This window comes from Streptomyces sp. NPDC029169, from assembly GCF_055563935.1.
The window spans coordinates 294,362-308,223 of record NZ_JBVHXA010000006.1 but is presented as its reverse complement, the minus strand read 5'-3'; the positions used below and the strand labels follow the sequence as shown (position 1 = coordinate 308,223).

The window sequence follows — 13,862 nt, the reverse complement described above, 5'->3', positions numbered from 1 at the left end:
GCCACCTCCTATGCGGGTGGGTGGGGCAGGTACGGCACCGTCGCCGCGTTCCCCGCCCGTACGGCTTCGACGGCGGCCTCGTGGATCTCGCGGCTCTCCGCCTCGGAGGAGCACGGCACCGGACTGCCCGACATCGTGAACCAGTCGGAGGCACCGCTGTACTGCACGGCTACGCGTGCTTCGCCATCTGCCCAGGTGGTGTGCACGGTCATGTCGCCCGTGACCGTACCGACCTCGTCGGTGAGCACCCCACCGCGCCCGGTGTAGACGCCGGGGGTCGTCCATGATGCCCAGCTCATCCATCCAGGTTCACACCCGGTTGCCACATGCGCCACTGACGGGACCGCCCCGGTCGGAGGAATTCCGGCCGGGGCGGTTCGACGGTCGCGCCGGGATCAGGCGAGGGACGCGATGGCCTCGTTGAAGGTGGCGGACGGGCGCATCACGGCCGCGGCCTTGGCCGGGTCGGGCTGGTAGTAGCCGCCGATGTCGGCCGGGGAGCCCTGGACCGCGATGAGCTCGGAGACGATGGTCTCCTCCTGCTCGGTCAGGGTCTTGGCCAGGCCGGCGAAGGCCTCCGCGAGCTGCGCGTCGTCGGTCTGCTTGGCCAGCTCCTGGGCCCAGTACAGGGCCAGGTAGAAGTGGCTGCCGCGGTTGTCGATACCACCGAGGCGACGGGTCGGCGACTTGTCCTCGTTGAGGAAGGTGCCGGTGGCGCGGTCGAGGGTGTCGGCGAGGACCTGGGCGCGGGCGTTGCCCGTGGTGGTGGCCAGGTGCTCGAAACTGGCGGCCAGGGCGAAGAACTCGCCGAGGGAGTCCCAGCGGAGGTAGTTCTCCTTGACGAGCTGCTGGACGTGCTTCGGGGCGGAACCGCCGGCGCCCGTCTCGAAGAGGCCGCCGCCCGCCATCAGCGGGACGACGGACAGCATCTTGGCGCTGGTGCCCAGCTCCAGGATCGGGAAGAGGTCGGTCAGGTAGTCGCGCAGCACGTTGCCGGTGACCGAGATGGTGTCCTCGCCGCGGCGGATGCGCTCCAGGGAGAACTTCGTGGCCTCGACCGGGGCGAGGATCTTGATCTCCAGGCCCTCGGTGTCGTGCTCCGGCAGGTACTGCTTGACCTTGGCGATCAGCTGCGCGTCGTGGGCGCGGTTCTCGTCGAGCCAGAAGACGGCCGCGGAGCCGGTGGCGCGGGCGCGGGTGACGGCGAGCTTGACCCAGTCCTGGATCGGGAGGTCCTTGGTCTGGCAGGCGCGGAAGATGTCGCCCTCGGCGACCTCCTGCTCCAGGACGACGTTGCCGGCGGCGTCGACCAGGCGGACCGTGCCGGCCGTGGCGATCTCGAAGGTCTTGTCGTGGGAGCCGTACTCCTCGGCCTTCTGCGCCATGAGGCCGACGTTCGGGACGGAGCCCATGGTCGACGGGTCGAAGGCGCCGTGGGCGCGGCAGTCCTCGATGACGGCCTGGTAGACACCGGAGTAGCTGCTGTCCGGGAGGACGGCGAGGGTGTCGGCCTCCTGGCCGTCCGGGCCCCACATGTGGCCGGAGGTGCGGATCATGGCCGGCATCGAGGCGTCGACGATGACGTCGGACGGCACGTGCAGGTTGGTGATGCCCTTGTCGGAGTCGACCATGGCGAGGGCCGGGCCCTCGGCGATCTCGGCGTCGAAGGAGGCCTTGATCTCCTCGCCCTCGGGGTGGGTCAGCAGGCCGTTCAGGATGGTGCCGAGGCCGTCGTTGGGGGACAGACCGGCGGCGGCGAGCGTCTCCCCGTACGCGGCGAAGGTCTTCGGGAAGAAGGCGCGGACGACGTGGCCGAAGACGATCGGGTCGGAGACCTTCATCATCGTGGCCTTGAGGTGCACGGAGAAGAGGACGTCCTCGGCCTTGGCGCGGGCGACCTGCTCGCTCAGGAAGGTGTTCAGGGCGGCGGCGCGCATGACGGCGGCGTCGACGACCTCGCCGGCGATGACGGGCAGCGGCTTGCGGAGCTCGGTGACGGTGCCGTCGGCGGCGACGTGCTCGAAGCGGAGGGTGCCGTCCTCGGCGATGACGGTGGACTTCTCCGTGCTCGCGAAGTCGTTCTCGCCCATGGTGGCGACGTTCGTCTTCGAGTCGGAGGACCAGGCGCCCATGCGGTGCGGGTGGGTCTTGGCGTAGTTCTTGACCGAGGCGGGGGCGCGGCGGTCGGAGTTGCCCTCGCGCAGGACCGGGTTGACGGCGCTGCCCTTGATCTTGTCGTAGCGGGCGCGGACGTCCTTGTCCTCGTCGGTCTGCGGGTCGTCCGGGTAGTCCGGGAGGGCGTAGCCCTGCGCCTGGAGCTCGGCGATCGCGGCCTTCAGCTGCGGGATGGACGCCGAGACGTTCGGCAGCTTGATGATGTTGGCTTCGGGCGTCTTGGCGAGCGCGCCGAGCTCGGCGAGGGCGTCATCGATGCGCTGCCCCTCTTCGAGACGCTCGGGGAAGCTGGAGATGATGCGGCCGGCCAGGGAGATGTCACGGGTCTCGACATTGACTCCGGCCGTCGAGGCGTAGGCCTGGATCACGGGCAGGAACGAGTACGTCGCCAGGGCGGGCGCCTCGTCAGTGTGGGTGTAGATGATGGTCGAGTCAGTCACCGGGTGTGCTCCGCTCCACGTCTGCGTCTGCGAGATTGCTCGACATCAAGATATCTCGTGATCGCCCTCGGTGGGAAAGGGCCCTGTCGGGTCGGTGGCAAGGGTGCCCGTGAGCCGGTAGGGGGTGGGGCGGGCGCCCAGGTCGACATCGCGGAGCAGGCCGAGCATCAGGAGCGTGGCCGCCGCGCTCGCACCGGCCGCGAGGGCGTGTCCTGCCTGGTAGGCGAGGCGCGGGCGGTCCGGGTCGGTGGGCTCCAGGACGAACATGGAGTCGACGAGGAGGAGGATCCCGAGGCCGAGGCCGCCGACGGCGGCGATGCTCAGGGGCACGATCACGAAGAGGGTGCGCAGCGGGAAGCGGCGGCTGCGCGCGGGGGCGACCCCGCCGCGTCGGGCGAGGACCGCGACGAGCCCGCAGGCCACGGCGAGGACGAGCAGGTCGGCGCCGATCGTGTCGCTGGGCCGGTGCCATCCGGCGGCCACGGTGTACGCGCCCACGGCCGTCGCCCACAGGGCGCACAGGCCCACGGCGAGGCCGCGCGCCCGGTACGGGACGACGAGGGCGAGTCCGATCATCACGCTCATCGCGATGGTGGTGTACCCGCTCGGGAAGGTGTTCCGCGTCAGGTGCGCGGGCGCGTCGACCAGGTCGGGGCGGACCAGGAGGTAGCGCTTGAGCACCTCGGCAAGGAACAGCGAGAAGGCGACGGTGCCCAGTGCCACGACCGTGAGCGCGTACCGCCGGCGCAGCATCCCGATGGCGGTCAGGACGAGCAGGGCGACGGCGAGCGAGTAGACGGTGATGTGCTGGAGGGAGCGGTGCGCCTCGTGAGCGGCGGCCAGCGTCTCGTCGGTCAGCCGGCCGGTGAGGACCGCGTTCTCCCAGCGCTGGCCTGTCGCGGTCAGCACGAGTCCGGCGTAGACGACGGCCATGAGCAGGACCGAGCCGAGACAGGCGCACCGCATTCGCCTGCGGACGCGGGTGCTGAAGGAGTCGGCCGCTTCACCGGCGACGGCGGCGTACCACCAGGTGCCGGTCTCCAGCGACTGCGTGCTGCGGTCGGTACGGAGCCTGTCGTAGGGAGCCATGCTCCGATTCGACCCCGCCGCGGCCCCACGCGCCCGCTGGACGCACCCGAACGAATCGCCGAGCGGGAGTTCCGGGGCGCGAGCGGTCCTGCGCGGGGGCGTCGACCCGGTCAGTGGTCCTGCGCGGGGCCGGGCCCGGGCGAGCGCCTCGCGGCGGTATCCGCTGATCTCTAAGGGGCGGTCCCGCGCCGCCCCCGCGAAGCATCAGGACGACTCGCGGACGACCAGTTCCGTCGGCAGTACGCGCTGCGGCTGGTCCGCGGACGCCTCGGCGATCTCCTGGAGCAGTAGCCGGGCCATCGTGCGCCCCATCTCCTCGATCGGCTGCCGCACGCTGGACAGCGGCGGGTCCATGTGGCGGGCCACCGGCGAGTCGTCGACGCCGACCAGGGCCACGTCCTCCGGGACCCGGCGCCCCGCCTCCTTCAGCACCCCGCGCGCACCGGCCGCCATCACGTCGGAGGCAGCGAAGACGGCGTCCAGGCCGGGGCTGCGGTCGAGCAGCTCCCGCATGGCGCGACGCCCGCCCTCCTCGGTGAAGTCGCCGGTGGCGACGAGCCGCTCGTCGGGGGCGAGCCCCGCCTCCGCGAGCCCCCAGTGGTAGCCGTCGAGACGGCAGCGGGCGACGTACATGTCCAGCGGGCCCGTGATGGTCGCGATGCGGCGGCGCCCGCGCCCCGCGAGATGGGCGACGGCCGAGCGCCCGGCGCCGACGTTGTCGGAGTCGACATAGGCCACCTGCTCCGCCTCGGTCCGGCGGCCGTTCAGCACGGCCGGCAGGCCGAGTGCCCGCACCTGGTCCGGCAGCGGGTCGTCGCCGTGGACCGAGACGAGGAGCACCCCGTCCACCCGCTGGGCGGCGAGGTACTGCTCGAAGCGCTGGCGCTCCCTGTCGTCGCGGATCAGCGTGAGCAGCAGCTGCTTGTCCGCGTCGGCGAGTTCGGCGCTGACCCCGCGGATGATGTCGAGGAAGTACGGCTCGGCGAAGAGCCTCGCCTCGGTCTCGGGAATCACGAGCGCCACCGCATCCGTACGGCTGCCGGCCAGCGCCCGGGCCGCGCGGTTGGGTACGTAACCGAGTTCGGCGACGGCCCGGTCGACGGCGGCCTTGGCGTGCTCGCTCACCCGCGGGGAGCCGTTGATCACCCGCGAGACCGTGCCACGGCCGACGCCCGCCCTGGCCGCGACCTCCTCCAGGGTGGGCCTGCCGGTCTGACGCCCGCTCACCACCATCTGCCGTCTCCCCTCGCGTCCCCTGTGTCCCGCTGACTGTATCAAGCGTGGGAGCGCTCCCAAGCCTCGCGTAACGGATCGCCGCCCACCTCTTGACACCCGTACGGGCCAGGCAGCAACCTTCCGGCGAGAGGGAGTGGGAGCGCTCCCACGCACTGAGCCGCGCAGGCCGCACGAGCCACGCATCGCAGCACCCCGGACGAGGAGAGTCGAATGCGCACTTCCAGCACGAGCCGCAGCAGACAGAGACACCGCCGCACCGTTCGCGCCGCGGTCGCCGGGGTCGCCGCCGGCGCCGCCCTGATCACCGGCTGCGGCGGCGACGGCGGTTCCGACGGGGCGGGCGGCGACGAACAGATCACCCTGCGCATCGGGACCTTCGGCTCCTTCGGCTACGACGACAAGACGGGCGCCAAGCTCTACGCCGAGTACATGAAGGCGCACCCGAACATCAAGATCGTCGAGTCGAACGTCGCCGACGGACAGAAGTACTGGGACACCCTCAAGCTGCGGCTCTCCCGCAACAGCGGTCTCGCCGACATCCAGGCCCTGGAGGTCGGTTACGTGGCGGAGGCCACCGGCCCCGCCATGGCGGACAAGTGGGTCGACCTCGGTACGACCGGCGGCGCGGAACTCGGCGCGTTCCTCGACTGGAAGGTCAAGCAGGCCACCACCTCCGACGGCAAGGTCATCGGACTCGGCACCGACATCGGCCCGATGGCCATCTGCTACAACAAGGAGCTGTTCGCCAAGGCCAAGCTGCCCACCGACCGCGCCGCCGTCGGCGCGCTGTGGCAGGGCGACTGGGCCAAGTTCCTGGAGACAGGAAAGAACTACCAGAAGAACGCCCCGGCCGGAACGGCCTTCCACGACTCCGCGAGCGGGCTGTTCAACGCCGTCGTCTCCAGCGAGGCCGTGCAGTACGCCAACACCAAGGGCGAGCTGGACTACGAGAACAGCCCGGGCGTGAAGAAGGCCTGGGACACCGCCGTCGCGGCGGCCAAGAGCGGCATCACCGCCAAGCTGCGCCAGTTCGACGAGAAGGGCACCTGGAACGCCGCCTTCAAGAACTCCACGTTCGCCACGGTCGCCTGTCCGAGCTGGATGACCGGCATCATCAAGGACCAGGCGGGCGCGGGCAACCAGGGCAAGTGGGACATCGCCGCACCGCCGGTGGCCGGAAACTGGGGCGGTTCGTTCCTCGCCGTCCCGAAGTCGGGCAAGCACGCCAAGGAGGCCGCGGAGCTCGCCGCCTGGCTCACCGCGCCCGCGCAGCACGCCAAGGTCTTCGGCGTGAACGGCAACATCCCCTCGACCAAGCACACCCTCACGTCCGCGGTCGTACAGGACGCCAAGCTGCCGTACTTCGGTGACACCCCGGTCGGCAAGATCTACTCGGAGGCCGCGGCCGGCATCACACCGGCCCCGATCAGCCGCTGGGACGGCCAGGTGAAGACCTTCCTCACCGACAACGGCATCCTCGACATCGAGCAGCGCGGCACCGATCCCGCGAAGGCGTGGGAGAACGTCAAGAAGCTGATCGAGGACAAGATCGAGCAGTAGCGGGGGCGCCTTCCCAGCCGCCCGGCGCTCCCCCGCCGGGCGGCCGGCCGACCGCGCCCCTCGCGCGCGTCGCGGACCTCGCACCCGACCCGACCGCGCCCCTCGCGCGCGCGGCGCGCAGTCCGCACCGACCGCGCGCATCCGTACCGATTCCGAAGGGACGCCCCCGTGGCCACCTCCCTCCAGGCGGCGGCCGGCGGCTCCCCGCCGCCCGCCCCGCCCTCCCCCGACTCCCCCAACCCCCCACCGCCTCCCGGTGGTCTGCGCAGCCGGCTCTACCGATGGGACCTGCGGTTCAGCCCGTACGCGTTCGTCGCCCCGTTCTTCCTCACCTTCGCCGCCTTCGGGCTCTTCCCGCTGATCTACACGGGCTGGCTCTCGCTGCACCGCGTGGAGCTCGGCGGGGAGGCGCAGTGGCGGGGCCTGGACAACTACACGGCCCTCGCGGACAGCGAGTTCTTCTGGAACGCGCTCGCCAACACGTTCACCATCGGTGTCGTGTCGACCGTCCCCCAGCTCCTCATGGCGCTCGGCCTGGCCCATCTGCTCAACTACCGGCTGCGTGCCCGGGGTTTCTTCCGGGTCGCCGTCCTCGCCCCGTACGCCACCTCCATCGCGGCGGCGACCCTCGTCTTCGCCCAGCTCTTCAACACCGACTACGGCCTGATCAACACGGCTCTGGGCTGGGTGGGGTTCGAGCCGGTGGACTGGGAGTCCTCCAAGTGGCCGGCGCAGATCGCGATCTCGACGATCGTGACCTGGCGCTGGACGGGCTACAACGCGCTGATCTACCTGGCCGCGATGCAGGCGGTGCCGAAGGATCTCTACGAGGCGGCGGCGCTGGACGGGGCCTCCCGCTGGCGGCAGTTCCTCAGCGTGACGATCCCGTCGATCCGGCCCACGATCCTCTTCACGATCGTGGTCTCCACGATCGGCGCGACCCAGCTGTTCGGCGAGCCGATGATCTTCGGCGGCAGCCTCGGCATCAGCGGCGGCAGCGGCAACCAGTTCCAGACGCTGAGTCTGCTGATGTACGAGAAGGGCTGGGTGACCGGCGCGCTGGGCCAGGCCTCCGCCATCGCCTGGTTGATGCTGCTGCTCCTCCTTGTGATCGGGGCGGTCCGCACGCTCCTCGCCCGGGCGAACCGTAAGAAACTGGGGGCCTGACCTCATGTCACGTGTACGTGTACGTCTCCGCCCGGCGGCCGGTGACCAGAACCGGGCCGGCCCGCTGACCTACGTGCTGCTCGGCCTGGCCGCGCTGGTCTCGCTCTTCCCGCTGTACTGGAACCTGGTCGCCGCCTCCCACTCGGGCGAGCGCGTGGTCTCTCCCCCGGCGCCGCTGCTGCCCGGCCCCCGGCTCTTCGACAACCTCGCCTTCGCCTGGAACCAGGTCGACATGGGCGAGGCGCTGGTCAACACCACCGTCGTGGCAAGCCTCGTGGCGCTCTCCACCGTGCTCTTCTCCACCCTGGCCGGCTTCGCCTTCGCCAAGCTGCCGTTCAAGGGGCGGGGCGCGATGCTGACGCTCGTCGTCGCGACCATGACGATCCCTCCGCAGCTGAGCGTGATCCCGCTGTACCGGATCATCACCGACCTGGGCTGGGTCGACCAGCTCCAGTCCGTCGTCCTGCCGTCCCTGGTCGCCGCGTTCGGCGTGTTCTTCATGCGCCAGTACCTGATCGAGGCGCTGCCGGTGGAGCTCGTGGAGGCGGCCCGGGTGGACGGCGCGCACAGTCTGCGGATCATCTGGCACGTGGTCTTCCCGGTGGCCAGACCCGCGATGGCGGTGCTCGGCATGCTGGTGTTCGTACAGGCCTGGAACGACTTCTTCTGGCCGTTCATCGCGCTCACCCCGGACGGGAGCCCGACGCTCCAGGTGGCCCTGGCCGGTCTCGGCGCGGGCAACCACACGGTCGACCAGTCGATCGTGCTGACCGGCGCGCTGATATCCACGCTGCCGCTGCTGCTGGTCTTCGCCGTGCTCGGCAAGCACATCGTGGGCGGCATCACCACGGGCGCGGTCAAGAGCTGACCGGCGCCCCCGCCCCGTACCCCCTTTACATCCCTCACACCCGGGAGCACTTCCGTATGACCGCGACAGATCCCGGACCGCTCACCGCGGTCCGACAGTTCCCGCCCGGCTTCCTGTGGGGCGCCGCCACCGCCGCGTACCAGATCGAGGGAGCGGCGGCCGAGGACGGCCGTACGCCCTCGATCTGGGACACCTTCTCGCACACGCCGGGGAGGGTGTTCGAGGGCCACACCGGCGATGTGGCGGTCGACCACTACCACCGCTTCCGGGACGACGTCCGGATGATGTCCGAACTCGGCCTGAGCGCCTACCGGTTCTCCGTGTCCTGGTCCCGGGTCCAGCCGACCGGACGGGGCCCGGCCGTCCAGAAGGGCCTGGACTTCTACCGCAGCCTGGTCGACGAGCTGCTCGCCGCCGGCATCGAGCCGGCCCTCACCCTCTACCACTGGGACCTGCCCCAGGAGCTGGAAGACGCGGGCGGCTGGCCGGAACGGGCGACCGCCGAGCGGTTCGCCGAGTACGCGGGGATCGTCGCCGCGGCCGTCGGCGACCGCGTCACCCGCTGGACCACCCTCAACGAGCCCTGGTGCAGCGCCTTCCTCGGCTACGGCTCCGGGGTGCACGCACCGGGTCGCACCGACCCGGTCGCCGCCCTGCGCGCCGCCCACCACCTCAACCTCGGTCACGGTCTCGCCGTACAGGCACTGCGGGCCGCTCTGCCGGCGGATCGGCAGATCGCCGTCTCCCTCAATCTGCACGAGGTGCGGCCCCTGACCCCCTCCGTCGAGGACGGGGACGCGGCCCGCCGGATCGACGCCGTCGGCAACGGGGTCTGGCTCGGCCCGATGCTGGAGGGCGCCTACCCCGAGGACCTGCTCGCCGACACCGCGCACCTCACCGACTGGTCCTTCGTCCGGGACGGCGACACGGCCGCGATCAATCAGCCCTTGGACCTGCTCGCGATCAACTACTACACGCCGACGGTCGTCTCGCACGTCGCCGAGGGCGAGGAGAAGCCGCAGGACGATGGCCACGGCAACAGCGAGCACTCGCCCTGGCCCGGTGCGGACTCGGTCGCCTTCCACCAGGCGCCGGGCGAGCGCACGGCGATGGGCTGGGCCGTCGACCCGAGCGCCCTGTACGACCTGCTGACCCGGGTCTCCACCCGCTACCCGGGCCTGCCGCTGGTGATCAGCGAGAACGGTGCCGCGTACGAGGACGAGGTCCGCCCGGACGGCACCGTCCACGACCCCGAGCGCGCCGCCTACGTCCACGCGCACCTGGCGGCCGTGCACCGGGCGATCGCGGACGGGGTGGACGTCCGCGGCTACTTCCTCTGGTCGCTCCTGGACAACTTCGAGTGGGCGTACGGCTATGCGAAGCGGTTCGGCGCGGTCCACGTCGACTACAAGTCCCTCGCCCGTACGCCCAAGTCGAGCGCGCACTGGTACGCGCGCGTGGCGCGGTCGAACGAGCTGGTCGACCCGGTGAAGGACTGAACCACGGTGCGTGAGGGGCGAGTCCGCCCCTCACGCACCATCCCCGACACTCCCGACACATAAGTGCAGGTCAAGGCCTTCCGACGTGCGCGGGACACCCGTCCGGCGTAACGTCGCGGATGGATCTCGGGTACCTCCGACCGCACCGGGAGGTTGTGTGCGCGACTCCCGTCACGAGGACGACGCCACGCCGTCGTCCTCTCGCAGCCGTGGCATACGCATCGCCCTGACGGCGGCCGGAGTGGCCCTCCTCGCCGTGGGCGGACTGTACGCGGCGGGTCTCGTCGCCACGGGGGACGAGATCTCCGAGGGCACGCGCGTGGACGGCGTGGACATCGGCGGGATGAGCCGCGCGGAGGCGCGGGCGAAGCTGACGGCGTCGGCCCCGGCGTCCTGGACGGCCCCGATACCGGTGCGGATCGGGGAGAGTTCCGGCACCGTCGAACCCGCCACGGCAGGACTGACCGTCGACGTGGCGAAGACTGTCGAGAAGGCGGCCGATCCCGCGCGTGATCCGGTGACCGTGATCGGCCGGCTGTTCTCCACCGACGAGCGGGACATCGAACCGGTCGTCGCCTTCGACGACGACAAGGCGCGTACGGCGATGGCCGAGACGGCCCGCACGTACGACCGGGCGACCGTGGAGGGCGCCGTCTCCTTCAAGAACGGCCAGGCCGTGATCGTGCAGGCCCGCGACGGGCAGAAGCTGGACGTCGACGGCGCCGTGGACACGCTGCGCGCCCACTATCCGGAGCCCGCGGGCGTCGACCCGCTGGCGCTGCCGGCCGCCGTGTCCCGGCCCAAGGTCGGCGGGGCGGAAACAGCGCGCTTCCTCAACGAGTTCGGGACGCCCGCCATGTCGGGACCGGTCACCCTCACCGTCGACGGCGAGAGCCTGCGCATCACGCCGACGACGCTCGGCGCCCATCTGACGGTGAAGGCGGACGACAAGGGCCGGCTGATGCCCTCGCTCGACGAGAAGGGCCTGATCCGCGACCCGGCCGTGGCGCGCCCGCTGGAAAAGGTCGCCACCGGGCCGGTCGAGGCGCGGCTCGGGGTGGAGAACGGCAAGGTCGTGGTCCTCGCGGACGGCCGGCCTGGTCATGAGGTGACGGCGAAGGCCCTCGGTGACGCGGTCATGCCGCTGCTGCCGAAGCGTGGCGAGGCGGCACGGACCGGGCCTGTGGCCACTGTGCTGCTCCAGCCGGTGCTGACCCGGAAGTCCGTGGCGGAGATGGGGATCAAGGAGCAGATGTCGACGTTCACGGTCAACTTCCCCACCGCGCCCTACCGGACGATCAACATCGGCCGGGCGGTCGAGCTGATCAACGGCTCGCTGGTGAAGCCGGGCGAGGTCTGGAGCTTCAACCGGACCGTCGGTGAGCGCACGAAGGCCAACGGTTTCGTGGACGGCACGATGATCCTGGACGGGCAGTACCACTCGGCACCGGGCGGCGGGGTGTCCGCCGTGGCGACGACGGTCTTCAACGCGATCTTCTTCGCCGGGGTCAAGCCGATCGAGTACGGGGCGCACTCCTTCTACATCGAGCGGTACCCGCCGGGCCGGGAGGCGACCGTGGCCTGGGGCACGCTGGACCTGAAGTTCCGCAACAACTCCGACGCGTGGATCTACATCCGGGCGAGCTCCACCGACTCCTCGGTGACCGTCAGCTTCCTCGGCACGAAGAAGTACGACGCCGTGGAGGCGGTGGAGGGTCCGCGCACCAACCTCACGGAGCCCGCCGAGCGGACCGGCACGGGTCCGAAGTGCGAGCCGCAGCCTCCGCTGGAGGGCTTCGACATCACCGTGGACCGGGTCTTCCGCGACGGCGGGGCGGAGGTCGGCCGGGAGACCTTCCGTACGCACTACACCCCGCGCGACCGCGTCACGTGCGAACCAGAGGAGCCTCCTGCGCCAGCACCTGAAGCAGGTGGGTGACCGCCTCCGCGACCGCCGTGCGGGCCGGGCCGAGGTAGCGGCGCGGGTCGACGGTCGTGGCGTTCTCCCCCAGGTGGGCCCGGACGGCGCCGGTGAACGCCTTGTTGAGGTGGGTGGCGACGTTCACCTTCGTCATCCCGGCATGGACGGCCCAGCTCAGGTCCACGTCCCCGACACCCGAGGAGCCGTGCAGCACGAGGGGTACGTCCACGGCCTCGCGCAGCCGGGACACGAGCTCGAAGTCGAGGACGGCGTCCCGGGTGAGCATCGCGTGGGAGCTGCCGACGGCGACGGCGAGGGCGTCGACACCGGTGGCGGCGACGAACGCGCGCGCCTCGTCCGGGTCGGTGCGCACCCCGGGCGCGTGGGCGCCGTCCTTGCCGCCCACCTCGCCGAGTTCGGCCTCCACCCAGACGTCGTTGCGGTGGCAGTAGTCCGTCATCTCGCGGGTGGCGGCGACGTTCTCCTCGTACGGGAGGGTCGACGCGTCGAACATGACGGAGCAGAAGCCGAGTGCGACCGCCTCGCGGACGAGTTCGGGCGATTCGGCGTGGTCGAGGTGGACGGCGACCGGGACGGCGGCGCGGCGGGCGATGGCGAGGGTCGCGAGTCCGACGGGCTCGAGGGAGCCGTGGTAGCGGGCGGTGTTCTCGCTGATCTGGAGGATGACGGGACGGCCCGCGGCCTCGGCGCCGGCGACGATGGCCTGCGCGTGCTCGATCTGGATGACGTTGAAGGCACCGGCGCCGGCGTTCCGCTCGCGGGCGCCGAGGACGATCTCGTCGGTGGTGGTGAGCGGCATCAGCTCTCCTCCGCCGTGTCGGTGCCGCCGGGGTTGAGGACGACGGACCGGGTGAGGTTGCGCGGCCGGTCCGGGTCCTGTCCCTGGCCCTCGGCGAGGAGGACGGCGAGGCGCTGGGCGCGGATCAGGTCCGCCATCGGGTCCAGCTCCACGTCGGCGTCGCCGGATTCCGCGACGAGGGTGCCGCCGACACGGGCGACGTCGGCGGCGAGGCCGGCGGGCACGGGGCCGAAGGACCAGGCGACCCGGCCGGGCGCGGTGATGCTGATGGGTCCGTGCCGGTACTCCATCGCCGGGTAGGCCTCGGTCCAGGCCCCGGCGGCCTCACGCATCTTCAGGCCGGCTTCGAGGGCCAGGCCGTACGTCCAGCCGGTGCCGAGGAAGGTGAACTGCTCGGCCTCGGTGATCTCGGCGGCGAGGGGTTCGACGACGGCGCGCTCGGCGTCCTCGGCGGCGCGCTCGACGGTACGCACCCCGGCCGGGAGGGCGCCCTCGGCCTCCAGGTGCGCGCGGAGCAGGGCGAGGGCGGTGGTGGCGAAGCGGGTCTGCACCACCGACTCCTCGTCGGCGAAGTCGAGGACGGCGACGGCGTCGGCGGCGGTCATGACGGGGGTCGTGGGGTCGGCGGTGAGGGCGCCGGTGGCGACGGTCCCCTTGACGCGGCCGAGCAGGTCGAGGACCTCGGTCGTGGTGCCGGAGCGGGTGATCGCCAGGATCCGGTCGTAGCGGCGGCCGAGCGGGAACTCGGAGGCGGCGAAGGCGTCGGTCTCGCCGTGCCCGCCGCTCTCGCGCAGCTGGGCGTACGCCTGGGCGATGAACCAGGAGGTACCGCAGCCGACGACGGCGACGCGCTCGCCGCGCACGGGGAGCGCCGCGCGGTGCTGGGGCAGGGTCTCGGCGGCCTTGCGCCAGGAGGCGGGCTGGGAGGCGATCTCGGCGGCGGTGCGGGAGGGTCCCGAGGTGGGCACGTGCGACTCCTTCACAGACAGGTGATGCTCACTTGTGCTCGTAACAGATTACCTTCGAGCAACTTCGAGCATCGATTGCTGTGCGCAGTATCCATCAGCAGAGGCGTACGGTCCAGGGC

The 13,862-nt window shown here is 71.3% G+C and carries 11 protein-coding genes; 5 read left to right on the top strand and 6 right to left on the bottom strand.

The features are described from left to right. Positions 1-8: 8 nt before the first annotated feature. The 4 genes from ACZ4VI_RS14580 to ACZ4VI_RS14565 form a co-directional block, all read right to left on the bottom strand. Positions 9-299, bottom strand: a complete 291-nt coding sequence (locus ACZ4VI_RS14580) for a hypothetical protein (RefSeq protein ID WP_467999556.1) — start codon at positions 297-299, stop codon at positions 9-11. Positions 300-395: 96 nt separating this feature from the next. Then, on the bottom strand, positions 396-2,615 hold the full coding sequence (locus ACZ4VI_RS14575) for an NADP-dependent isocitrate dehydrogenase (protein WP_467999555.1): 2,220 nt from the start codon (positions 2,613-2,615) through the stop codon (positions 396-398). 45 nt (positions 2,616-2,660) lie between these two features. Next, entirely contained in the window at positions 2,661-3,704 is a 1,044-nt protein-coding gene (locus tag ACZ4VI_RS14570; protein ID WP_467999554.1) for a phosphatase PAP2 family protein, read from the bottom strand. A 204-nt stretch (positions 3,705-3,908) separates the two neighbouring features. Next, complete coding sequence (locus ACZ4VI_RS14565; RefSeq protein ID WP_467999553.1) at positions 3,909-4,937, bottom strand: LacI family DNA-binding transcriptional regulator; 1,029 nt, start codon at positions 4,935-4,937, stop codon at positions 3,909-3,911. Positions 4,938-5,150: 213 nt separating this feature from the next. On the opposite strand from ACZ4VI_RS14565, the gene ACZ4VI_RS14560 reads away from it, so the two are divergent. From ACZ4VI_RS14560 to ACZ4VI_RS14540, 5 genes are all read left to right on the top strand, one after another. Further along, complete coding sequence (locus ACZ4VI_RS14560; RefSeq protein WP_467999552.1) at positions 5,151-6,500, top strand: ABC transporter substrate-binding protein; 1,350 nt, start codon at positions 5,151-5,153, stop codon at positions 6,498-6,500. Positions 6,501-6,668: 168 nt separating this feature from the next. Further along, a complete protein-coding gene (locus tag ACZ4VI_RS14555) occupies positions 6,669-7,667 on the top strand; it encodes a carbohydrate ABC transporter permease (RefSeq protein WP_467999551.1) in 999 nt (332 codons plus the stop codon). Between the two features lie 4 nt (positions 7,668-7,671). After that, complete coding sequence (locus ACZ4VI_RS14550; RefSeq protein WP_467999550.1) at positions 7,672-8,535, top strand: carbohydrate ABC transporter permease; 864 nt, start codon at positions 7,672-7,674, stop codon at positions 8,533-8,535. Between the two features lie 56 nt (positions 8,536-8,591). Continuing rightward, the gene (locus ACZ4VI_RS14545) at positions 8,592-10,034 is read left to right on the top strand and encodes a GH1 family beta-glucosidase (protein ID WP_467999549.1); all 1,443 of its coding nucleotides are present in this window, start codon (positions 8,592-8,594) and stop codon (positions 10,032-10,034) included. A 157-nt stretch (positions 10,035-10,191) separates the two neighbouring features. Next, entirely contained in the window at positions 10,192-11,973 is a 1,782-nt protein-coding gene (locus ACZ4VI_RS14540) for a VanW family protein (RefSeq protein ID WP_467999548.1), read from the top strand. Here ACZ4VI_RS14540 and ACZ4VI_RS14535 read toward each other — a convergent pair. Then, positions 11,921-12,775, bottom strand: coding sequence for a class II fructose-bisphosphate aldolase (locus ACZ4VI_RS14535; RefSeq protein WP_467999547.1), 855 nt, complete (start codon positions 12,773-12,775; stop codon positions 11,921-11,923). The two genes, ACZ4VI_RS14540 and ACZ4VI_RS14535, sit on opposite strands and share 53 nt — an antisense overlap. Further along, positions 12,775-13,743 (bottom strand): SIS domain-containing protein, encoded by a 969-nt coding sequence (locus tag ACZ4VI_RS14530; protein WP_467999546.1) that lies wholly within the window; start codon positions 13,741-13,743, stop codon positions 12,775-12,777. The genes ACZ4VI_RS14535 and ACZ4VI_RS14530 overlap by 1 nt, the downstream gene beginning before the upstream one ends. Between the last annotated feature and the right edge of the window lie 119 nt (positions 13,744-13,862).